The organism is Corynebacterium sp. HMSC08D02, from assembly GCF_001807505.1.
GTDB classification, from domain to species: domain Bacteria; phylum Actinomycetota; class Actinomycetes; order Mycobacteriales; family Mycobacteriaceae; genus Corynebacterium; species Corynebacterium pseudogenitalium.
Genome location: NZ_KV789253.1, coordinates 1 through 22,082, shown reverse-complemented (window position 1 = coordinate 22,082; position 22,082 = coordinate 1). Strand labels below are relative to the sequence as shown.

The window sequence follows — 22,082 nt, the reverse complement described above, 5'->3', positions numbered from 1 at the left end:
CTTTCTTTAGTAGAACAGAGACAAGTTCTTGACGAGGATGGTTGCCATATCGAAGCGGATCTCGCGCTCCAGCACCAGGAAGCCGTAGCGCGACTCCGGTGCCCGTACGATGACGTCGCGACGCTCACCTGCGATGGTGTCCTCGTAGCGCTCCCCGCGGGAACGGTAGATGAGGAAGTTCGAGCGGACGGCGAAGGCGCCGTCGTTACGCTCGTCAATGCGCAGATTGGTCAGCATGTGGCGCGAACGTGACGGCGGTTCCTCGGCCCACGCCATGTTGGTGTTGAGGCGCACCACGCGCTGGCGCAGGAACTCCTTGGTCTCCTCGAAGTAGACCGACGTCCCCTTTGGGTAGAACTCTTCCTTGCGCTCACGGGCCACACGGTTTTCGCGGACCGGCGCCCAGTAATCGACGTCGTCGTGCATGCAGTCGAGCCAGTCTTCCCACTGCATGTTGTCCATCATTTCGGCTTCGTCGTACAGGAAGCGCGCGATGAGACGCTCATCTTCCGCACCCGCAGGGGCCTGGGTCACTGCCTCTGACGCTTGCGTGTTGTTGCTCGCCATGGGTTTCTCCTTCAAAGGTCGTGTAAAAGCTAGGGACTAATCGACGTTGCCTTCGTAAGCACCGTCAGAGGCTGCAGCTGCCGCTGCTGCTTCCGGATCCATCACCTTGGTGAAGTCTCGCTGGTCAACCTCCGGAACGCCCCCTCGTTCGGCCTTGAGCTGTTCCCAAGACTTGTCTTCCATCAGGTCGCGGTAGAAGCCGTACATGTTCAGCGCGGCGTTGTCGGAGTAGACATGTGCCGTGGACGCGCCTGGGTAGCCGTCATCGTCGTAGCTGACGGGGACGCGGCGCATGTTGTAGGTGAAGCCGGTCTCGCGGGACTTCGCGCCGCGGAGGATGTGCTGCATCTCCTCCCAGTTCTCGGCGTCGTCCTGCTCGAACATGCCGCCAGGGGAGAAGGTGCGCATGACGTCGACGCGGATGGCTTCCTTGACCTCTTCCGGCGCGTCCTTTGGCACGAACGCCCAGGACCAGATCTCCATCTCGTTCGGGCCACGCGGGTGGGTGACGCGGAAGGTGTAGTTGCCCAGCAGCATGAAGTTGGGGAAGACGTTCATGTGGCCGCGGACCTCGCGGAACTCACCGAGGCGCTCCACGATGGAGTCGCGGATGGTGTTCTCCCACTCGATCAGCGCAGGGCCGGTGTTGGGGATCTCCGCGTCACGCTTGCCGAAGAACGCACCGCCGTGACCGTACGGGCTGAGGAACTGGCGGCCCTCCGGGATCTTCTTGCGACCGGTCTTGCGGTCGAAGGTGTCCGAACCGGAGCTGAGCGCCTCCACCGCGGAGACGTGGGAGATCTCCGAGTGCTGCATGTCGGACGTCGGCTGCTCAACGTTGAACTTCCAGTTCGCTGGCAGGACCCACTTGTGTACAGCGATGGCTTCCATGCCGCCTTCGTAGCGGTCCATGTATCCGTCGAGGTAGTACTTCGCGTTGCCCAGGTACTCCTCCAGCGGCGGGATCGTCTCATCCCAGGAGCCGAAGATGAAGCCCTTGTAGTTTTCAATGCGCGGCACCTTGATTGCCGACAACTTCGACTTATCGATGCCCTCCGGGTACGCATTGTTCTCATGCGGGATGTTGGTCAAGTTGCCCTCAAGGTCGTAAGACCAGCCGTGGAAGGAACACATGAAAGACTTCGCCTGACCGCGGTCAGCACGGCAGATGCGCATACCGCGGTGACGACACTGGTTCAGAAACGCCTTGACCTCACCGGACTTCTGGCGCACAACAATGACCGGGTCCTCACCAATGTAGGTCTGGATATATGACCCGCGCTTCGGCAGCATCGACTCGTGCGCAAGGAACACCCAGGTACGCTGCCAGACGGTCTCCAACTCCTGGCGGTAGATGTCCTCGTCTGCGAAAATCTTGCCGGAAACGTATCCTCCGACCGGATCAATGAGTTCTGCGATCTTACTCATAGCCACTTCCCCTCTGTGATCTGTGTCATCTGTGGGAGTGACTTTAAACGGAAGAATAATTGGCTAAAACCCACGTTCCAGTCAATGGAACAGCTCCGGCGGACATAAAATAAGGGGCCTCGGGGCTCAAAGTTCAGCCTGGGATAGTCTTTCTGACCCTTCCCAATGGTCCAGTGCCAAAAGACGCAAGACTAAACATCCAGCACTTTTATTACCAGCTAGTATGAATGGCTAGTCCAAACGGAGATGCGTCCATTGGCACTCAGACCTTCTCTATGCACACCAAATTCCCTCACTCGCTTCCCGCGACCAGGGCTTTTCCAAATCCGCCTGCAGAAAACAAGGAATCTGGTGCGCGCGCTACATCCTCGGCAGCCGCACGCCCGGAATCAGGTCCGCGTACGCCGCACCGCCGAACCCAAGCGCCAGCAGCAGCGGCAGGATCAGCCACAGCCAACTACTTGCCGACGACCCCTTCGCCCCACTCGCAGCCCCTTCCGTCTGCTGCGTTGGTTTGGCCTGCTGCGTAGTTTCCGGCGCCTGGCTAGTTGTCCGCGGCGCGGAACTTCCCGGCCTCGTCGCAGGTACCGAGGTTGTCGCGGACACCTCGGTGGTTGGCTTTGCGGCTTCGGTTGTCCGCGGGGCGGAATCCTCAGCAGCCGGTTCTGTCTCCTCCGTTGTCCGCGCGGCGGACACCTCGGACGAGGTTGTAGGGGCCACGTCTACCGTGGACAGCTTTGCCGAAGTGGTTGTCCGCGCGGCGGACTGCTCGCTCGAAGCGATTTCAGTCGGGGTTGTCCGCGCGGCGGAATCCTCGGTAGCCGGTTCTGTCGTTTCGGTTGTCCGCGCGGCGGACACCTCCGAGGTTGGGGTGGACGTTGTCGCTGGTGTTGAGGTTGCCGCGGACACTTCGGTCGTTGGCTCTGCGGCTTCAGTTGTCCGCGCGGCGGACACCTCGGACGAGGTTGCAGGGACCACGGCTACCGTGGACAGCTTTGCCGAAGTAGTTGTCCGCGGGGCGGACTGCTCACTCGAAGGAATTTCGGTCGGGGTTGTCCGCGCGGCGGAACTTTCAGCAGTGGGTGCTGTCTCCTCGGTTGTCCGCGCGGCGGAATCCTCGGTAGCCGGTTCTGTCGTTTCGGTCGTCCGCGCGGCGGACACCTCCGACGAGGTCGGGGCAGCCGTTGTCGCTGGTGCCGAAGTTGCCGCGGACACCTCGGTCACGGTCGTTGGAGTCACCTCAGTCTCGGACGGCTCGGTTGTCTCGGCCTCAGGTTTGTTGATGTACTGCTGCAGCAGCTTCTGCAGATCGAGCATGTCCTGCTCGAGTTTCTTTGCCTCGTCGAGGTTGTGGGTGAGCTCGTCGATATCGATTTGATCTTCGGGTTCGGCGGAAGTGTCTGCAGGTTCAACGCTTTCGGAAGCTTCGGGTGTCCGCGGGGCGGAATCCTCCGGAGTTGAAGTAGACGTTGTCGCTGGTGTTGAGGTTGCCGTGGACACGTCCGTAGTTGGCTCTGTTGTTTCTGGTGTCCGCGGGGCGGACTCCTCTGAGGAGGTTGCGGGAGATTCAGGGGCAGTGGGCGCTTCAGATTCCGACGGTTCCGGAGCTACTTCAGGTGCCGATGGCTCCGGTGTCCGCGGGGCGGAGTCCTCGGTCGGCTCGGCAGCCGCAGAAGGCTCTACCGTCGCAGAAGGCTCAACAACCTCGGACGGCGTCTCAACCTCCGGCGCAGAAGCCTCAGTCTCCGCGGGCGCGTTCTTCAGTTCCTCCAGCGCGGCGGCTTTGTCGGCGATGCGTTTGGTGGCGTCGGCGATTTCGTTGTCCGCGGCGCGGAGGGCGTGTTCGAGGGTCCACTTGTCGGCGTTGTGCCAGAAGCCGGTGAATGGGTTGCGCTCTTGCCATCCGGTGAGTGCGGCGAGGTTGGCTTCGATGTTGGCCTTGCGGTGGGTGGCGGCTTCGAGGGTGCTGTTGGCGAACTCGAGCTGTCGAGAAGCGTCGTCGATGTTGGTGGGGGTGGTGGCGTCGTAGCGGTCGGCGCCGTGGCCCTCGTGCGAAGGCGTTGCTGCTTCGACGGTTTCGAAGAGTTCGATGGAGCGGGTGATGTTGTCCAGGCGCGCCTGTTCGAGGTCGAGTTTGGCTTTGCGGGCGTCGCGACGGTTCTTCAGGCCCTCGAGCTCCTTGGTGTTGGAGGGGGCGAGCCAGCTGAACCAGCTGGAGTCGACTTCTTTTTTGCGTTTGGTGTAGGCGGAGTCGGCTTCGTCGAAAAGTGCTTGGCGCTTGGCCACTGCCTCCTGCTGCGCGGTGATGCTCTCAAGGGCTTCGCGCAGGTTGGTGGGCAGGGCGACGGGTTTGATGTCGGGTTCGGGGGCGTCTTCGTAGGCGGATGGGTCTTTGCCGTTGAAGTCCTCGAGCTGCTTCTTGGTCACGGCGAGTGTCTTGCGTGCGGCGTCGAGGGAGGTCTTGGTGGTGCGGACGAGGAGTTCGGCGGAGTCGACGAGCAGTTTCTGCTGGTCGTACTCGGCTTGCTTGGCCTTCTTGTTCTCCTCGCCGATGGCGAGGACGACGCCCCAGCGCTTCATCTCGAGGACAGCCTGCGCGCCCTTGAGCGCCAGGTCGGCTTTCCATAGCTGGGATTCGAGTTCGGCGACTTTGGCTTCGCCCTTTTCGACGAGCCCCTGCAACGCCTGCCCGCCGAGGCCGAGGAGGCCTTGCGCTTCGGCGTAGTGGGCGGTGGGGTTGATGGTGGCGGGGACGGTGACGGCGGTGCCGGTCAGGGCGACAACGAGGGCGCCGGAGGTCAACTTGTGCATGCGCAAAGTTTAGGGGATAGACCTCTCGAAGTGCTACTTCTGTGTAGCGGCGAGTGCCCCCGTGAGTGCGCCGATGGCGGTGTCGATGATGTCGTCGCGTTCGGGGGCGGGGCAGCTTTCGTCGACCCAGTCGATGCAGACGGCGTCGAGGAAGCCGAGCATCCCGGATGCGGCGCGTGCGGCGTGCTCGTCGTCGCGGCCCAGCAGGGAGCACAGCGTTTCGACGGAGGCGTCGCGCATCTCAATGCGCAGGTTGATTGCCTCGGTGGGTTCGGCGCCGCCGCGGCGACCGGCCAGCCACACGAACGGGTGCTCGGCGACGTGGTTGAGGTAGCGCTCCAGGGTGCTGCGCAGAGCCTCGTGGGTGTCGGTGTTGGGGTCGAGGTGGTCGTCGAAAAGCGGCTGGGTGTGTGCCTTGAGGAAAGCGGTGTAGAGCCCTGCCTTGGATTCGAAGTAGTGGAAGAGGAGGCCTTGGGACACACCGCAGGCGTCGGCGATGTCCTGGGTGGAGACTTCCACGTAAGGTGTGGTGGAGAAGATGTCCGTGGCAGCGGCGAGGATTTCTTCCTGGCGTTGCTCGACGCTGAGCCTCCGTCGTGGTTGTGTCATGGACACCACCCTACAGTACTGAGCTTTGCTCAATAGAAAGTGTGAGGAACTTGTCCACGTCAGACATTATCTGGTGGCACGTCTACCCGCTGGGCGCCACGGGCGCACCGATCCGCGAGGAGCACGACGAAGCGCCGCGCCTGCGGCAGCTCGAGCCCTGGTTGGACTACCTGATCGAGCTCGGCTGCAACGGGCTGCTGCTCGGCCCGATTTTCAAATCGGTGTCCCACGGCTATGACACGCTGGACCACTTCCAGATCGACCCCCGCCTGGGCACCAACGAGGACTTCGACCACCTGATGGCCGCCTGCCGCGAGCGCGGCATCCACGTGATGCTCGATGGCGTGTTCAACCACGTCGCGCGCACCCACCCGCTGGTGGCGCAGGGCCTGGCCGGCGACACGGACTGGGAAGGCCACGGCGAGCTGGCCACCCTCCACCACGAGGACCCGCGCGTGGCGGACCTGGTCACCGACGTCATGTGCTACTGGCTCGAACGCGGCATCACGGGCTGGCGCCTGGACGTGGCGTACTCGGTGCCGCCGGAGTTCTGGCGCACCGTGCTGGCGCGCGTGCGCGAGCGCTTCCCGGACGCGCTCTTCCTGGGCGAGGTCATCCACGGCGACTACGCCGAGATCGCCGCGGCGGGCACCCTGGACACCGTCACTCAATACGAGCTGTGGAAGGCCCTGTGGTCCTCCATCAAGGACGTGAACTTCTGGGAGCTTGACCACGCGCTGGGCCGCCACCGCGACCTGTGCGAGCACATGGTGCCCAACACGTTCGTCGGCAACCACGACGTGGACCGGATTGCTTCGAAGGTGGGGCAGGACGGCGCGCTTGTGGCCACGGCGCTGCTCATGGCGCTGCCCGGCATGCCCAGCATCTACTACGGCGATGAGCAGGGCTTCGAGGGCCTGCGCGGGGAGGGGTTCGCCGCCGACGACCCCGTGCGCCCGCCGCTGCCAGCCAGCCCCGCGGAGCTTTCGAGTCTGGGGCAGTGGATCTTCGAGGAGCACAAGAAGCTCATCGCTTTTCGACGCCGCCACCGCTGGCTCGAAACCGCCACCCTCGAGGTGACCGACAAAACAAATGAGGCGATCACCGTGGCGCTCGAATCCGGTTCGGAGCGCGCGACGGTGACCGCCTGGCTCGACCCCGCGCCGGGCGTGCGCATCACGTCCGGGGGCGAGACCTGCTACGAGTGGTCTGCTGTCTAACCGCTAGAACGGCCTAGAACGGCAGGGAGGAACCCGGTGCGTACTTGGCCAGCAGCTCCCGGGCAATGACGGACAGGTCCGGCAGGCGCAGCGTGACCGCGCCCGCGACCGGCATGTCGAAGGTGGGCACGTTGGCGGGTGCCAGCGTGATCACAGGTGTGCCCTGCGGTGCGGGTGCGGGGGCCGGCTGGGCATTCTGCTGGGCAGGCTGCGCTGGCTGCGCGTTCTGCTGGGCAGGCTGCTGCTTATTTGCAGGCGCGCCCGTGGTGCCGCGCAGGCCGCAGCGGTTGGCGGCTTCCTCCACGCGGCCGAGCGCGGCCTGGATCTGCGGGCCGCGGCGGTCGAAGGCTGCGATGGTCTGGGCCTGGCGCTTCTTGGCGTTGAAGTCGGCGTCGTTGGTCCAGTAGCGGGATGCCTGATCGCAGGAGATCTGGCCTGCGGGAAGCTTTGCCAGGGCGTCGTCGATGGCGTCAGCGGAGGCCACGCCGGTAGAAACGGTGGCGGCCATGAGTGCGGTGAGTGCAGCTGTGCGAATTTTCATAGCCGCCAGTATGTCACATCAGCCCCATCTGTCACACCCGGTTAGGCGTCGAGGAAGCGCCGAATCAGGCTGCGGTAGGCGTCCACGGTGAGGTGAACGTCCTCGATATCCACGTATTCGTCGTGGCCATGCAGCAAATCCAGCACCTGACCCAGGTGACGCTCACGGGCGTGCATCGCAAATCCGTAGCCCACCCCGCCCTTGCGGCGCGCGAAGCGCAGGTCCGAGCCGCCGGCGGCGATAGTTGGGACCACCACGGCGTCGGGGAAGAACTCGGCGTAGGTCTCGCAGATCGCCTGATAGAGCGGCGAGTCGGTGGGGGAGATGGTGGCGTCCTCGGTGATGAGGTGCTGGATCTCCACCTCGCTGGCCAGGTCGCCGAGCGCCGTGCGCAGCTGCTCGTCGATCCACTCCTGGCTCTGGCCGGGCAGCGGGCGGATGTCCAGCTCCATGTAGGCCATGGACGGCAGTACGTTGATGGCCTCGCCCGCGCGCAGCACCGTCGGTGCGATGCTCAGGTGGCTCATGGCGTGCGAGTAGCGCGCCAGGTCGCCGAGCGCCTCGTAGCCTTCGCCGCGCAGCAGGGCGGCCTCGGTCTCGGGGTCGAATTTCCAGGCGCGGATGTAGTCCGGCCACGGCTGCTCGGTGGTCACGGAGGGCTGCACCGACGCGATACGGCGAGCAACCTCACCAATCTTGGTGACGGCCATGTCGCGGTCGTGCGGGGCGGAGCCGTGGCCGGCGTCCCCGCGCACCACGAGGCGGCGCTGGGCCGCGCCCTTCTCACCAATCACCACGACGATCGCGTCCGAGCCGTCGCGCACCGGCAGGTGGGAGCCGCCCTCCTCGGAGAGGCAGTTCTTCCAGCTGAACGGCTCCGGGTCGAGCTGCGAGAGGTAGCCGGCGCCGAGCCCGCCGCGCGCCTCCTCGTCCGCCACGCCCACGAAAGTCAGTGTGCCGCGCGGGCGTTTGCCGCTCAGGGCCACGTCGCGGGTGGCGGCGGCCATCGCGGCGGTGATGTACAGCATGTCGGTGGCGCCGCGGCCGTAGAGTCGGCCGTCGATAATTTCGGCGCCGAAGGGGTCGTGCGTCCACTGCTCCTTATCGACGGGCACTACGTCCGTGTGGCCGAGCAGCGTGAGGGGCTCCGCGGAGGGGTCGGTACCCTCGATGGTAAACGCGATAGACACCCTTCCATCTGTGGGTTCATACTTTTGGATGCGCACGGGAGCGCCGTCGAAAAACGATTCGAGCGTGGCCGCGTTGCGGTATTCTCCCCCCGAAGTTGGGGTAAGGTCGTTGACACACGTATTTTGGATAAGGGTTCGTAAGAGATCCACTGTTGCGCTATGTAGGTTCATGTCTGGCATATTAGGTGCTTTTGTGGGCATCCAGAGAGGAGTTGGTGTCGTATGGCTCGAAGAGAACTCAGCCAGGACCCCCGCGCTGTGAAAACGCGGAACGCGATCATCAAGACAACTACCGAGTTGTTGAATGAGCACCGGGTTGAGGACATCACGGTGTCCCAGATTGTGAACGCGGCAGGGATGAGCCGCCAGGTTTTCTACGAGCACTTCAAGGACCGCGACGCCGCCGTCAAGGCAGCAATCCAGCGCGCGCTGGCCCCGGCGGTGAACGATTACATCGAGACGTATAAGAAGACCGGCGAGATGCCTCCTGCGCTGGAGGCGCTGTTCTCGCAGCTCGCCGAGGTTCGTTGCCTCTTGAGCCACGTGATTAACGGCCCGGCCCACGCCACGCTGATGGCTTGCTTTACAACGCCCGAGATGCCAATGCTGCACGACATGGTGACGGCGATGCGCGCCGAGGTCGTCCCGATGACCGACGAGGAAGCTGCCGACGTGGCTTCTTACCTGTGCTCCGGCGCGTTTTCGATCTTTATGAAGTCGGCGACTGAGTCCGAGAATTACGAGGAAGCCGTCAAACGCGCAATGAGCGTGTTCGGAGTGTTCGGTAGGGCAATGAGCTTGCCTCAGTGAGGTATCCTGCATTCATGACACCACGTGAACTTAGTATGGACCCGCGCGCGGTTCGTACGCGCACGGCGTTACTGAACGCAACGAAGGAACTGCTGCTCCATTACCGGGTGGATGAGCTTTCGTTGTCCCAGATTGTGAAGTACGCGCAGGTCAGCCGCCAGGCCTGCTACGAGCACTTTCACGACAAGGACGCGCTCATCCTGGCTGCGGGGTGCGACATTTGCCTCCCTGCCTACGAGTCTTTCGTCAATGACATCGTGATCGACGAAACGTACCCGGACCAGGTGGCGCGGCTGGTGAAGCACCTCGAGCGCTACGACAAGGCGGTCAAGCATCTGATCAACTCCTCGGTGCACGGCCATCTCAACGACAAGATCTGCAACATTCTGGCGGACGCCTACCTGAAGAAGATCTACACCCAGATCGAGTCAGGCGAAGAAATTGCTCTGACGGAGGAAACGCTGCGCGACACGGCCCGCTTCATGGCTGCCGGAACACAGGACATCCTGATCGACGGCATGCTGCGCGACCGCGAGCATGAAGAAACCGCGCAACGCGTAGAAAACGTTCGCGCGGCATTAGATCTCGTGATCGGCGCGCTGCGCGCCACCAGTGGTGGGGCAGCGGACGAGCAGTAGCATCGCTATCCTCGCTGGGGAGCTGGGGCGCCGTCTTCTGCGGCGTCCCAAATTTTTTCGTCCAGGATGCCTTCGCGCTTCGCCACGATGGCGGCGACGACGGCCTGGCCGGTGACGTTGACGGCGGTACGTCCCATGTCGATGATCGGCTCGATGGCCAGCAGCAGGCCCACGCCAGCCAGCGGAAGGCCCAGGGTGGACAGCGTCAGCGTGAGCATGACGGTCGCGCCGGTGGTGCCCGCGGTCGCCGCGGAGCCGAGCACGGCCACGATCACGATGAGCAGGTAGTCCGTCGCGCCCAGGTCGAGGCCGTAGAACTGCGCGACGAACAGGGCCGCGATCGCCGGGTAGATGGAGGCGCAGCCGTCCATCTTTGTGGTCGCGCCGAGCGGCATGGCGAAGGCCGCGTACTCGCGCGGCACGCCCATCGACTCCTCGACGGTGCGCTGGTTCACCGGCATCACGCCCATGGAGGAGCGGGTGACGAAGCCGAGGGTGGTCACCGGCCACACGCGGCGGAAGAAGCCACCGACCGGCACCTTATTGACGGCCAGTACCGCCGGGTACAGCACGAAGATCACGAGCGCGAGGCCCACGTAGATCGCCAGCACGAACTGGCCGAGATTGCCCAGAGCCTCCCAACCGTAGGTGGCCACGGCCTTACCGATGAGCGCCGCCGAACCGATTGGGGCAAGGCGGATGATCCACCACAGCACCACCTGGATGACCTCCAGGAAAGAGGCGGAGAACTGCAGGAACGGCTCCGCGGCCTTGCCCGCCTTGATGGCGGCCACGCCGATGAGCAGAGAGATCACCAGGATCTGCAGCACGTTGAAGTTCACCGAGGCGCTCGTCTCCGAGACCTTGACACCAAGCCCGAAGAAGTTCGACGGGATGACGGTGTTCAGGAAGCCGAGCCAGGAGCCGGAGCCGCTTGGTTCGGCGGCGGAGGAGGCGTCGACAGACGAGTTCGCGCCGGGCTGCATGACGGTGCCGACGATGATGCCGATGATCACCGAGAAGAACGCGGTGATGGCGAACCACAGCAGGGTCTGCCAGGCAAGGCGCGCGGCGTTGGTGACCTTGCGCAGGTTCGCGATAGAGGTGACCACCGCGGTGAACACGAGTGGCGGGATGAGTAGCTTCAGCAGCTGCACATAGGCGCTGCCGACCCAGCTGAGCGTCTCGCTGAGCCAGGTGATGTCGTTGGCCGCGGCGATGAGCCCGAGGATGAGGCCGATGATCAGGCCGGCGATCACTTGGGCGCCGAACCCGGTCATCCACTTTGGAAGGTGCATGAAGTTCTCCAGGTGTAGATTTATAGACTAATCGGTATTAAACGAAGCTAAATTCTACACCTATCCTCTAGAAACGCGTCAAATCTAAACTAGACAGAGCGGTTCACGTAGCACTTTATCCAGTGCAACCGCGCGCGCGATGTCCCGCACGATCTCGCGGTGCGAAGGGATCATGCGCAGCTTCGGGGCGCGCTCGGCCTCGCTGACCACCGTGCGCGCGAACGTGGCGGGCGCCTGCGGGTCGTCGATGAAGGCGCTGCCGGCGACGACGACGGTGCTGGGGGTGTGGGCGTCGGCAAGCGTGGCCACGAGTGAGCCGAGGCCGCGTGCGCGCTGGTCGAGCGCCTGGCGCGTGGCCGACTGCTGCTCCGCGAGCGCGACGACCTCCTGCAGTGACTGTACTGCCGACTGTCCGATGGCGTTGAGGAGCCCCTGCGTGGTCAGGTGATCGCTGGCGACGTCGATGGCCATCACGCCGGTCGGGGTGGACATTGCGCAGGCCAGCGAGTCATCGGCGAACAGCGCCATCACCGGCGGGGTGTCGATGTCCAGGCTCGACTGCATCTCCGAGCCGACGATCGCCTGGCTGATGGAGACGACCTCGACGGGCACGCCGAACTGCTCCCGCATCTGCTGGCGGATCGGCACCCCGTGCCAGCCGAGGTTTGCCGCGGTGACCTCGCCGTCCTCGTTGACGGTGCCCGAGGTAGTCACGCCGACGGTTGCGAGCGGGCGGCCCATCCCGGCGCTGAGGCGGTGTAGCCCGGCCATGATGTGCTGCACGAAGTCATCCGGACTCATGTGTGCGACGGGGATGTCCACATCGATGCTGCGCAGGGTGCGCCCCTTGAGGTCGAACAGCGCGATGTAGGTGCTCAAGGTGCCGACGGCCACCCCGGCGTACAGCGAGTTCGGTTCCCCGAGCTCGAGCGGCATGGTGGGCCTGCCCCGGCCGGTGGACTCGGACAGGTCGCCGCGTTCCACGATGTAGCCGGAGTTTGCCAGCGCGGTGACGGCGCGGGTGATGGTGGGCTGCGAGAGGCCGGTGGCTGCGATCAGGTCTCGTCGCACGCACTGTTCCTGCAGGCGAATGAGGTGCAGGCACTTGGCGGCGGGGGTTGTTGGGTGATGGAACGCTGTCCGTGTCGCAGGCATGTGAATATATGTACCGGTAGTAGACCGCTTTGTCCAGTTATCGAGCTAGAGTGGGCCGTCTCGGTAGACAATGCGGTTTGTATGGGGTGTAGAGGTGCACATTCAGCGTGTCCCTCGGTTACACTGCCTACCCATGACCAATCCTTTGCTTGAGGAGCACGCATCCCAGTCAGAACGCGAGCCTTCGCTACTCGACGCCACCTGCGAAGACTTTCTCTACGACCTCGCCGAGCTGATCCCTACCCTGGCAACGGAGATCGGCCTCGAAGGCCACGACTGCGACCTGCAGGACTTCAGCCCCGAGTACTACGGCGAAGTCGCCGACCGCATCCGTGACGTCGTCGCCGACGTCGACGCGCTCAACGACTCCACGGACGCCTCCGACGACGAAGACGACTTCGACGACGTCGACAATCTCACCGCTTCGCTGCTGCGCGACCGGATGGCATTCAAGTTGGAGCTGCACCACCAGGGCGAGGACCTGCGCCAGCTCAACAACATCGATTCGCCGGTGCAGACCATCCGCGACTCCTTCGCGCTGATGCCGAAGGTGAGCAAGGAGGACTTCGAACACATTGAGGCGCGCCTGTCCAAGGTGCCGGCGGCGCTCGCGGGCTATCGCGCGTCGCTTTCGGAGGCGGCGTCGGCAGGCAATGTGCCTGCGTACCGCCAGATCGAAGCCGTGATCAAGCAGTGCGGCGACCTCACCGACGACGACAGCGTCTTCGACCAGCTGGGTCTGCCGGAGGACTCGGCCGTCGTCGAAAAGGCGAAGGCTGCATTCGACGAGATGGCCACCTGGCTGTCCACCGAGCTCGCGCCACACGGCCGCCACGACGACGCCGTCGGCCGCGACCGCTACGAACTCTTCTCCGAGGTCTTCTTGGGCCGCGGCATCAACCTCGACGAGGCCTACACCTGGGCCAAGGAGCAGCTGAAGGAAACCGTCGCTGAGCAGCGCGCGCTCGCGCAGAAGCTCTACGGCCCGGACGCCACCATCCTGGGTGCGTACAAGCGTCTCAACGAGGAGGAGCGCTACACCCTGCGCGGCACCGACGCCCTGCTGGAGTGGATGAACTCCGTCAACGAGCAGGTCATGCGGGACCTCGACGGCGTTGACGTCACCATCCCGGAGGGCCTGCACAAGGTAGAGTGCGCGATTGACCACGCCGGTTCCGGCGGCATCTTCTACACCCCGCCGTCCGACGACCTGATCCGCCCCGGCACCATGTGGTGGTCAGTGCCGGAGGGCCAGGAAGTGTTCCACACCTGGCAGGAGCTCACCACCGTCTTCCACGAGGGTATCCCGGGCCACCACCTGCAGATCGGCACCGCGCTCATGCAGCGCAACGACCTCAACCTGTGGCGTCGCACCGCGTGCTGGAACTCCGCACACGGCGAGGGCTGGGCGCTCTACGCCGAGGAGCTCATGGGGGAGCACGGCCACTTCGACGACCCAGGCTTCCGCATGGGGCTTCTCGACGCCCGCCGGCTCCGCCTCGCCCGCGTCATGATCGACATCGGCGTCCACCTCAAGAAGGCCACCCCGGACGGCACCGGCGTGTGGGACGCCGCCTACGCCAAGGCGTTCCTGCGCGACAACTCCGCCATGCCAGAGTCCCACATCGCCTTCGAACTGGACCGCTACCTGGGCTGGCCGGGCCAGGCGCCGAGCTACGCCATCGGCTACCGCGACTGGTGCTCACTGCGCGACAGCGCCCTGGAGCAGGGCATGACGCTGCGCCAGTTCCACGACAAGGCGCTCAAGTTCGGGTCGATGCCGATGGACATGCTGGCCCACGAGGTGCTCAACCACCACGACTAGCCTGCTAGCCGTTGCGTTTGCGATTCTGCCAGTTGACCAACTTCGGCAGGTAACCCGCGAACAGCAGGATGCAGATCAGGCGGATCAGCTGGACCGCCACGACCGCCGGGCCCACCCCGCCCTCCGCGGTGAGTGCCAGCACCGTCTCGAGTGCGCCTGGCGTGGTGGCCAGGTAGCCCTCGTAGAAGCTGATATTCAGCCACAGCGCCAGTAGCCAACCCAGTCCCGCGCAGGCCGCCATGAGGGCGGCGATGTAGACGATCGTGATCGGCAGCAGGCGGGAGAACTGCTTCAGGGCAGGCACTGACAGGCCGCCGCCGCACGCCCAGCCAATGCACAAGAACGCCGCGATGTTCAGCGGCTCCGGCGGCACGATGACCACGTCCATGAAGGAGCCGACCACCGCGGTGACGATCATCGGGCCGAAAATCGACGGGTTCGGGATGTGCAGCACCTTCGCGATCGGCTGCCCAACCGCCACCAGCGCCGGCACCAGCAACCACATCCACCAGTAGGGCTCCAGATGCTCCGTGGCGGAGGCGTGCTTGGTAGTGAGCAGCCCCGCCACCACCGGCAGCGTCATCGACACGACGAGCAGGCGCAGGTACTGCGTCAGAGCGACGTAGCGGACGTCGGCACCGATCTCTTTCGCGATGACCGGCATGAGCGACGCACCGCCCGCGAGCAGCGACAACACCCCGGTTTCCTGTGAGACCCCCTTGCGCGCGAGCACCGCGCCGCCCACGTAGGCCAACCCGATCATGCTCGCCGCGGCCAGCAGGCCGGGCAGCAGGAACGGCAACAGCGTCTTCGGGGGGATGCCCACCAGCGGCAGCGCCGCCAGTACGCCGATCACGCCGCGGGTGCACGTGAACAGGAGCTCGTTGATGGGAAGGTCGCGCCCGCTGCGCAGCGCCACCGCGCCCGATGCGACGATCGCCCCCAGGATCCACGCGGCCGGAAGGTGCAGTGCGCTGAAGGCCCAACCGAGCGCAATTGACACCGGGACGACCACACACCAACGAAGCATGGCTGTTGATACTACTCTTTAGCGCATGATTGTCGTCCTGCTGATTGCATCACTGGTCGCCGGTTGGATTGACGCCGTCATCGGCGGCGGTGGGCTGGTGCTCATCCCGGTGTTGATGTCCACCACAGGCATGCCTGCCGCCGCCGTCCTGGCGACGAATAAGTTCGCGGCGTTCACCGGCACCTCCTCCGCCGCGGTCACCATGGTGCGCAAGGTCGGGGTTCCGCGCTGCACGTGGGGCTTCGCGCTCGCCGCGATGTGCGCCTCCGCGGGCGGTGCGCTGGCCGTCGCGCTCGTCAGCGACTCCGTGATACGCCCACTCATCATTGTGTTACTGCTGGCAGTGGGCATCTTCGTGGTGTGTAAGCCCTCGTTTGGGTCGGAGGGCAACCGCATCATCACGCCGCGCCGGGTGGCGCTCGGCGTCGCGGTGGCCCTGCTCGTCGGTGGGTACGACGGCGTCTTCGGCCCCGGCACCGGCATGTTCCTCATCATGGCGTTTACAGCTGTGTTCTCTCAAACCTTCCTCGAGTCCGCGGCGATGGCGAAGGTGGTCAACACCGCGACGAACATTGGCGCGCTCGGCGTGTTCATCGCCGGGGGCTACGTGGACTGGTCGCTGGCAATCGCGCTCGCGATCGCGAACGTCATCGGCGCACAGCTCGGCGCGCGCACCGTGCTGCAGGGCGGGTCCAAGTTGGTCCGAATCGCCTTATTGACGCTCGTAGTTGTTCTATGCGCGCGGCTTGGGTGGCAAGAATTCGTGCAATAATGGCGGCGTGGAAAAGCAGCAGAAGATTCTTAGGCCGGCCCGTAGGGCAGCAACCGAGCAGAAGATTTTCGCGTCGGTGCTCAGCATCGCCCGCGATCGCGGGTTGCACTCTGTAACGATCGACGAGGTTGTGGCGGATTGTGGCGTCGCAAAGACGACGATCTACCGCCGCTACGCTGACCGCCGCGAGATGATCACCGCGGCGCTGGACTCAATCGCGCTCCAGATCCCGATCTACCTCCCCACCACGCGCGCTGAGTTCGTAAAATACATGATTGACCTGCAGCGCTACCTCGACGAGACGCTGGGTGTGCGGCTGATCGGCTCCATCATCGCCAGCGCGGAGCCTTTCGTGTCGCAGTGGCGTCTGCGCCTTGAAACCGAAATCCTCGAACGGATGGTGGAGGGGATCCGCAAGGGGATGGACGAGGGCCTGTATAACCCGAACATCAACCCGTACGCCTTCGTGGGCATGCTGCTCGGCGGCATTGTTATGCGCCAGGCGTTCAGTGAGGCCTCCGCCGAGCGGCACGCCGAAAACACCGCGACGGTCCTGTGGCCACAGCTAGCTGTGGACCCGGACCGCCGAAACGATTAGAGCTGCTGAGAGCTGACTAGAGCTGCAGAGAGCCGTTGGCCAGGCCGACCACGGCTGCGATAGCGCCCGCGATCACGATCGCCACCACAACCCACTCGAAGCTGTTGAAGAGGCGCTCCTTGTTCGCGATGCGCGTCCACACGTACGGGATGATGCCCGGGACCACGGCGAGCGCGCCGAAGAGCACGTAGACCGGGTCGGCGGCGTAGATCAGCCACATCGAGTACACGAAACCGACCGCGCCGACGATGAGGTGGCGCTGGTTGTCGCTGCGGCTGACCTCCGGACCGGAGTCGTCGAAACGCACGCCCGCGTTCGGGTGGTTAAGCCCCTTGCCGCGCACCGCGAGCAGGATGAGGTACAGCGAGGAGAAGATGTACGGCAGCAGGTACATGATGGTCGCCAGCTGCACCATCGCGTTATAGGACGTCTCGTTGGCGAAGAAGATGATCACGAACAGCTGGATCACCACGGTGGAGATCAGCTGCGCGCGGAACGGGGAGCCCGCTTTGTTGGCCACGCCGAGCGACTGCGGCAGCAGGCCGTCGTTCGCCATGAGCACGATCGGCTCGGCACACAGCATCTGCCAGGATACGTACGCGCCCAGCACCGACAGACACAGGCCGATTGAGATGAACACGCCGCCCCACGGGCCGACGACCGCCTCAAGCACGGCACCCATCGAGTTCTCCGGCAGCGCCGCCAGCTCCTCCTGGGTGAGCACGCCGTAGGAGAGCGTGGACACTAAGACCAGCAGCAACAGCACCGACAGGAAGCCGATGATGGTCGCGCGGCCCACGTCCTTGCGGGTTTTCGCCTGCTTGGAGTACACGGAGGCGCCCTCAATGCCGATGAAGACCCACACGGTGTAGAGCATGATGCCCTGCAGCTGCTGCGAGAACGGGATGGCCGAGCCCTCGCCCCAGAAGTCCAAGGTGAACTTGTCCCAGGAGAAGCCGAGGAAGGCGACCAAGACGATGAAGCAGAGGATCGGCACCAGCTTGGCCACCGTGGTGACCACGTTCATCACGGCAGCCTGCTTCACGCCGCGGGTCAGCATGATGAAGATGCCCCACGTCATCACGGATACCGCCACAGCCAGCACCCACCGATTATTCAGCGGGGCGAAGTAGTAGGCCACCGTGGAGAAGAACAGGGTGGCGTAGCCCACCTGTGCCATCACGGAACCCAACCAGTAGCCCAGTCCAGAGGTGAACCCGATGAAGTCGCCCAGGCCAGCGCGTACATAGGAGTACACGCCCGAGTCCAGGTGCGGTTTGCGCCGCGCCAGGATCTGGAACACGAACGCGATGGAGAGCATGCCCACCCCGGCGATAACCCAGCCGATGAGCATTGCGCCGGGGCTCGCCACGGAGCCAATATTTTGCGGCAAGGCGAAGATGCCGGAGCCAATGGTGGAGCCAATAATGAGCGACACCAGCGTCCACATGGTCACCGTGTGTGATTGGGCATTAGTCATGGAGAATAAGTTACCTTATGATGAGAGCCGTGAAGCGTCGAAGGAGGTCGGTCATGCGTGGCCGGATTACAGCTGCTGCGTGTGCAGTCATGCTTGCCTGCACCTCCCCACATGCCGTGGCGGTAGAAACTGCGCACGGACAGGCGATCGTGCAGGGCAATTACCCCGTTACAACCGTAACTATCGGTAGTACGGAAACACTACCCCCACCACTGCCCAGGGGCCAAGCCTGGTACAGCGGCACGAGTATCCCCAGCTGGGCGCACCTTTCTGAAGCCGATGGCTCCATCGAGCTGACGCCATCTGTCGGCGTCGATCCTGGCGATTACCAGTGGCCAGTCGTTGCCCACTACGGCGACGAATCCACGGAAATCATCCCGGTCCGAGTCACTGTGGCGAACCCGGGAACGGATGAAGGCGTGGCACCGGACTTCCTGAAGCCGCTCGGTTTTGAGCAGATCACGCCGAAGTGTTCCAAGACTTCCTTGGCAGTGGGCATTCCGCTGCTGGCACTGATCCCGCTCGGCTTTGCCACCCAAATGGGGCTACCAATCGTTGCGGTGCAGGACAGCGTTAACCTGCAGATTACAAACCTGGCGAAGCCGGTGAACATTCACCTCAAGCCGCGCCAGTACAACCGCCGCAATGCGGACCTCGGCATCGCGTCGGTGCTGACGGTCGCTGGCCTTGTCGGCGGCGGCATCATTTATTCAGCGTGCGCTTCGTTCGAGCAGTAGGCGTCGCCGTCCACGGGTCCTCCGGCCACGGGTGCTTCGGGTAGCGCCCGCGCATCTCCTTACGCACGTCCTGGTAGGGCCCGTTCCAAAAACTGCGCAGGTCGTCCGTGACCGCCAGCTCGCGCCCAGCAGGGGAGAGTAGGTGGAACAGCACCCGCTGCCCGCCAATCACCGGCGAGTCCGCCAGCCCGAACGCCAGCTGCAGCTTCAGCCGCACGACGGGTCGGCCCGTCGAGTAGTCCAGCTTGCCTTGCGCGATGCGCGTCGGCGCCAGCTCGTCGAGCCGCGAAGCCTCGGGCCACGGCAGTTGCCGCATCAGCGCCTGTCGCATGTCCAGCTCTCTTATCGACGCCCCCCTGGCCAACTGCGCCACCTCCAGCGAGTAGTCGCCCTTGGTCACGTCCGGCCACGGCTCGCCGATGGTGGCGTGCAGGAAATCGAGGCGCTGCTTGAGGGCGGTGGCGGCGCTATCAAGCGCGAAATCTTCGAAGCTGATGTCGCGCAGTGCCTCTTCCACCTCGTGGGGCTCGGGGCGGATCGGGGTGGCGCTCAGTTCGATGGCGCCGATGGCTTTGACCCTGCGTGCGCGCACTTTCCCGTCCACCAGTGATGCGCGCACGTGCTCCTCGACGCGCTCCTGCGGCATCGCAAGCGGTTCCGCCGCGCGGATCACCGCACCCCGCGCAGTGCGCTGCACCTCTGCGGCCGCGATCCACTCCGGGGCGCCGATCGGCACGTCCAGCCGCGCCCTCGTTCCTGAGGCAAGCAGGTACTCGCCCCCGTCGCGCTTGGCCACCCACTGGGGGTACGCCGCCGCGATCACGTCGCCAGGCGCCACCGGCGCTGACTGGTGTACGAGTCTGGCCAGGCGTTTCGCGGGCTGGTCGGCGAGTTTGGCCACCGTGTCCGCAGCGCCCGAGCCGAACTTCACCAACGCGGCCCCCAGCCGCGGATCCACCGGCATGCGCACCAGCTTCTCACCGAGGGCGGTGATGCGGTGCTCATCGTCCAGCGCGCCGATGAGCCGCAGCGTCTCCTGTGCAGCGGCCAAGTGGTGCGCCGGGGGAGGGTCCAGCAGCGGCAAGTCTGGCGACGCCCACGCCGCCAATTGCAGCGCCGCCTGCGTGAGGTCACTCGTCGCGATCTCCGGCGCCACATCCGGTTGAAAGTGCTGGTAGTCCGTCTCCGAGTAGGCCCGCACCACCGTGCCAGGCCCCAGGCGACCGGCGCGGCCCGCCCGCTGGTCCGCACTGCTTTTCGCCGCAGAGACCGTCACCAAGCCCGTCATCCCGCGGGCATCCCGCCGCGGCACCCGGGTAAGCCCGGCATCCACCACGCGGCGCACACCCGGCACCGTCACCGAGGACTCCGCAACGTTCGTCGACACCACCACCGCAGCATCCCCGTAGAGCGCGGCGTCCTGCTCCGCGGAGGACAAGCGGCCGTGGAGCGGAGTGGCGTCGTCAAGAAAGCTGGCGACGAGCTCCACCTCCCGCACCCCCGGCACGAACACCAGGGTGCGCTCCGGCGCCTCCGCGAGGGCGGCCACATGCCGGTAGAACTCGCGCGAACCCTGCATCCGCCCAGCGTGCGGAGCATATGTGACCTCGACGGGGTAGGTCGCCGCCTCCGTGGACAGCACCTCGGCGCCCATGTGGTCGGCGAAGCGGCGCGCGTCCAGCGTCGCCGACATGGCGCACAGGTACAGGTCATCGCGCAGCAGGGCAGTCTCCATGCACATGGCCAGCACCAGGTCGGTGTCCAGGCCACGCTCGTGCACCTCGTCGATGATCACCGCGTTGACGCCCTCCAGGCCAGGGTCCTGCAACAGGCGGTTCAGCAGCACACCCGGCGTCACAAACTCCACCAGCGAACCATCCCGATGCTCACCACGAATGGAGTAGCCCACCCGCTGCCCAAGCCGCGACCCATCCAGGTCCGCCAGCCGCTTCGCCGCCGAACGCACTGCCACACGCCGCGGCGCCGTCACCAGCGTCTTCCCACACACATTTGCCACCGCCGGTGGCACCAGCGTCGTCTTACCCGTCCCAGGCGGCGCCTCCACCACCAGCGGCCCGGTGCGCGGCAGCTCCCCAATCACCTTCGCGACGGGCAGCCCCTCCCCAATCTTGCCCAGGTCAAACGCGTGCTCAGGCATCCTGCGCAAACTTTCGCTTCACGACGCCCGGCACCCCCGCCACCAAACAGTCATCTGGCACGTCCTTCGTCACCACCGTGCCGGCGGCCACCACGCAACGATCACCCACCGTCACGCCAGGCATCACCATCGCACCCGCCCCGAACCAGCAGTCCTTCCCAATCCGAACCGGCTTCGCGATCTCCCACCCCTCAGCCCGCTTCGCCGCATCCTCAACCGGGTGACCCACCGTAATCAGCTGGCAGCCCGGCCCGAACACCGACCCGTCCCCGATGGTCACCTCCGCAATATCGAGGATGACGCAGTTGAAGTTCATGAAGCACCCCTTGCCGAACCGGGTGTTCAGCCCGAACTCCACATGCAGCGGCGCGAACAGTCCCGGCACGTGCTCACTGTTGGAAAACACCTGCCGCAACAGCTCCTCCGCCCGCGGCTGATCGGTGTTGCCCAGGGCGTTGACCTGGCGCATCAACTCCCACGTCCGGGCGTGTTGGGCGTCGGCCTCCTCGCCGCCGGGGAGGTACCACTGACCTGATCGCATCTGCTCCATCGAATACATACCAGCCAGGGTACCGGGGTGTGTAGCCCCTACGGCCCTGCCTGCCGCTCGGCTTACCGCCCCCGCCCGTCGAAAAAGTTCCCCCGAGAACCGTGATGCGGGGAACGATCTTCATGGACAGGCGTCGCGAACTGGGGAAACGGCAGCGTCGGTCGACCGGAGTGGGCTCGAAATCCAAAATGGTTCCCGAGCGCGGGAACTTTTTCAAAGAGTATCGGTGCGAGCCGAGAAGGGACAGAGCATTGAGGGGTTTCGGTTGACAGGGGGACATGTCAGGGGGACAATGAGTACAACACAAAACATGGTGTTGTGATGTGTTGTTGTGTTGCAAAATAGAACCACCCTCCAGGGTGTTTGAGGACCTGGAGGGTGGCGAGGGACACACTACATGAGAGCATTCTGAAGGAGCGGCCAAACTGCTTCAGAAGCGCGGGTGAATCCAACGGTTAGCGCAAGTAACCACACCCACGGGATGCGAAGATTGAATTTCCATCTTCGCATCCCTTTCTCTTTAGTTTTCTGTGTCTCTCAATTTGGGGCTTAAGGGACATTTTGTGTGTTTTTACGGCGTGTCGCGATAAGGGACATTTTGTGTGTGTTTAGCTGCGTCCAGCCCACCCTTTTCTCACGCCTAAGCTGGGGTTCCACTGATGATC

At 64.5% G+C, this 22,082-nt stretch carries 19 protein-coding genes; 7 read left to right on the top strand and 12 right to left on the bottom strand.

Going from position 1 to position 22,082, the window contains the following annotated elements; translation table 11 throughout:
* Positions 1-6: 6 nt before the first annotated feature.
* The 4 genes from HMPREF3170_RS08120 to HMPREF3170_RS08105 all read right to left on the bottom strand — a co-directional run bounded on the left by HMPREF3170_RS08120 (position 7) and on the right by HMPREF3170_RS08105 (position 5,415).
* On the bottom strand, positions 7-567 hold the full coding sequence (locus HMPREF3170_RS08120) for an aromatic-ring-hydroxylating dioxygenase subunit beta (protein ID WP_070479022.1): 561 nt from the start codon (positions 565-567) through the stop codon (positions 7-9).
* Between the two features lie 36 nt (positions 568-603).
* Positions 604-1,995: an aromatic ring-hydroxylating oxygenase subunit alpha gene (locus HMPREF3170_RS08115; RefSeq protein ID WP_070479020.1), complete on the bottom strand. Its 1,392-nt coding sequence runs from the start codon at positions 1,993-1,995 to the stop codon at positions 604-606.
* 360 nt (positions 1,996-2,355) lie between these two features.
* Complete coding sequence (locus HMPREF3170_RS08110; protein ID WP_070479019.1) at positions 2,356-4,806, bottom strand: hypothetical protein; 2,451 nt, start codon at positions 4,804-4,806, stop codon at positions 2,356-2,358.
* A 33-nt stretch (positions 4,807-4,839) separates the two neighbouring features.
* Positions 4,840-5,415, bottom strand: a complete 576-nt coding sequence (locus HMPREF3170_RS08105; RefSeq protein WP_070479017.1) for a TetR/AcrR family transcriptional regulator — start codon at positions 5,413-5,415, stop codon at positions 4,840-4,842.
* Positions 5,416-5,465: 50 nt separating this feature from the next.
* Between HMPREF3170_RS08105 and HMPREF3170_RS08100 the strand changes: the two genes are divergently transcribed.
* Positions 5,466-6,635, top strand: coding sequence for an alpha-amylase family protein (locus HMPREF3170_RS08100; RefSeq protein WP_070363322.1), 1,170 nt, complete (start codon positions 5,466-5,468; stop codon positions 6,633-6,635).
* A 13-nt stretch (positions 6,636-6,648) separates the two neighbouring features.
* Here HMPREF3170_RS08100 and HMPREF3170_RS08095 read toward each other — a convergent pair whose 3' ends face one another.
* Positions 6,649-7,176 (bottom strand): hypothetical protein, encoded by a 528-nt coding sequence (locus tag HMPREF3170_RS08095; RefSeq protein WP_070363321.1) that lies wholly within the window; start codon positions 7,174-7,176, stop codon positions 6,649-6,651.
* A 41-nt stretch (positions 7,177-7,217) separates the two neighbouring features.
* Positions 7,218-8,537: a M20/M25/M40 family metallo-hydrolase gene (locus HMPREF3170_RS08090; RefSeq protein ID WP_070363628.1), complete on the bottom strand. Its 1,320-nt coding sequence runs from the start codon at positions 8,535-8,537 to the stop codon at positions 7,218-7,220.
* A gap of 51 nt (positions 8,538-8,588) precedes the next feature.
* On the opposite strand from HMPREF3170_RS08090, the gene HMPREF3170_RS08085 reads away from it, so the two are divergent.
* Together HMPREF3170_RS08085 and HMPREF3170_RS08080 are read left to right on the top strand one after the other, a co-directional pair.
* Entirely contained in the window at positions 8,589-9,176 is a 588-nt protein-coding gene (locus HMPREF3170_RS08085) for a TetR/AcrR family transcriptional regulator (RefSeq protein WP_070479015.1), read from the top strand.
* 14 nt (positions 9,177-9,190) lie between these two features.
* On the top strand, positions 9,191-9,814 hold the full coding sequence (locus HMPREF3170_RS08080) for a TetR/AcrR family transcriptional regulator (protein WP_083290935.1): 624 nt from the start codon (positions 9,191-9,193) through the stop codon (positions 9,812-9,814).
* A gap of 5 nt (positions 9,815-9,819) precedes the next feature.
* Here the strand turns inward: HMPREF3170_RS08080 and HMPREF3170_RS08075 are convergent, their stop codons facing one another.
* Together HMPREF3170_RS08075 and HMPREF3170_RS08070 are read right to left on the bottom strand one after the other, a co-directional pair.
* Positions 9,820-11,112: a dicarboxylate/amino acid:cation symporter gene (locus tag HMPREF3170_RS08075; protein WP_070363318.1), complete on the bottom strand. Its 1,293-nt coding sequence runs from the start codon at positions 11,110-11,112 to the stop codon at positions 9,820-9,822.
* 84 nt (positions 11,113-11,196) lie between these two features.
* A complete protein-coding gene (locus HMPREF3170_RS08070) occupies positions 11,197-12,267 on the bottom strand; it encodes an ROK family protein (protein ID WP_070363317.1) in 1,071 nt (356 codons plus the stop codon).
* Between the two features lie 133 nt (positions 12,268-12,400).
* On the opposite strand from HMPREF3170_RS08070, the gene HMPREF3170_RS08065 reads away from it, so the two are divergent.
* Positions 12,401-14,092: a DUF885 domain-containing protein gene (locus tag HMPREF3170_RS08065; RefSeq protein ID WP_070479014.1), complete on the top strand. Its 1,692-nt coding sequence runs from the start codon at positions 12,401-12,403 to the stop codon at positions 14,090-14,092.
* A gap of 4 nt (positions 14,093-14,096) precedes the next feature.
* Here the strand turns inward: HMPREF3170_RS08065 and HMPREF3170_RS08060 are convergent, their stop codons facing one another.
* Positions 14,097-15,122, bottom strand: coding sequence for an AbrB family transcriptional regulator (locus HMPREF3170_RS08060; RefSeq protein WP_070479012.1), 1,026 nt, complete (start codon positions 15,120-15,122; stop codon positions 14,097-14,099).
* A 25-nt stretch (positions 15,123-15,147) separates the two neighbouring features.
* Between HMPREF3170_RS08060 and HMPREF3170_RS08055 the strand changes: the two genes are divergently transcribed.
* Both HMPREF3170_RS08055 and HMPREF3170_RS08050 read left to right on the top strand, forming a co-directional pair.
* Entirely contained in the window at positions 15,148-15,894 is a 747-nt protein-coding gene (locus HMPREF3170_RS08055; protein ID WP_070479010.1) for a TSUP family transporter, read from the top strand.
* 7 nt (positions 15,895-15,901) lie between these two features.
* Positions 15,902-16,492, top strand: coding sequence for a TetR/AcrR family transcriptional regulator (locus HMPREF3170_RS08050; protein ID WP_168156206.1), 591 nt, complete (start codon positions 15,902-15,904; stop codon positions 16,490-16,492).
* A gap of 16 nt (positions 16,493-16,508) precedes the next feature.
* On the opposite strand, the gene HMPREF3170_RS08045 is transcribed toward HMPREF3170_RS08050, so the two are convergent.
* Positions 16,509-17,972, bottom strand: coding sequence for a basic amino acid/polyamine antiporter (locus HMPREF3170_RS08045; RefSeq protein ID WP_070479009.1), 1,464 nt, complete (start codon positions 17,970-17,972; stop codon positions 16,509-16,511).
* Between the two features lie 53 nt (positions 17,973-18,025).
* Between HMPREF3170_RS08045 and HMPREF3170_RS08040 the strand changes: the two genes are divergently transcribed.
* The gene (locus HMPREF3170_RS08040) at positions 18,026-18,709 is read left to right on the top strand and encodes a Rib/alpha-like domain-containing protein (RefSeq protein ID WP_070479007.1); all 684 of its coding nucleotides are present in this window, start codon (positions 18,026-18,028) and stop codon (positions 18,707-18,709) included.
* Here HMPREF3170_RS08040 and HMPREF3170_RS08035 read toward each other — a convergent pair.
* Entirely contained in the window at positions 18,675-20,867 is a 2,193-nt protein-coding gene (locus HMPREF3170_RS08035; RefSeq protein ID WP_070479006.1) for an ATP-dependent RNA helicase, read from the bottom strand. The genes HMPREF3170_RS08040 and HMPREF3170_RS08035 overlap by 35 nt on opposite strands.
* Positions 20,860-21,426 (bottom strand): sugar O-acetyltransferase, encoded by a 567-nt coding sequence (locus HMPREF3170_RS08030; protein WP_070363310.1) that lies wholly within the window; start codon positions 21,424-21,426, stop codon positions 20,860-20,862. Before HMPREF3170_RS08030 ends, HMPREF3170_RS08035 begins: the two co-directional genes overlap by 8 nt.
* Positions 21,427-22,082: the final 656 nt, after the last annotated feature.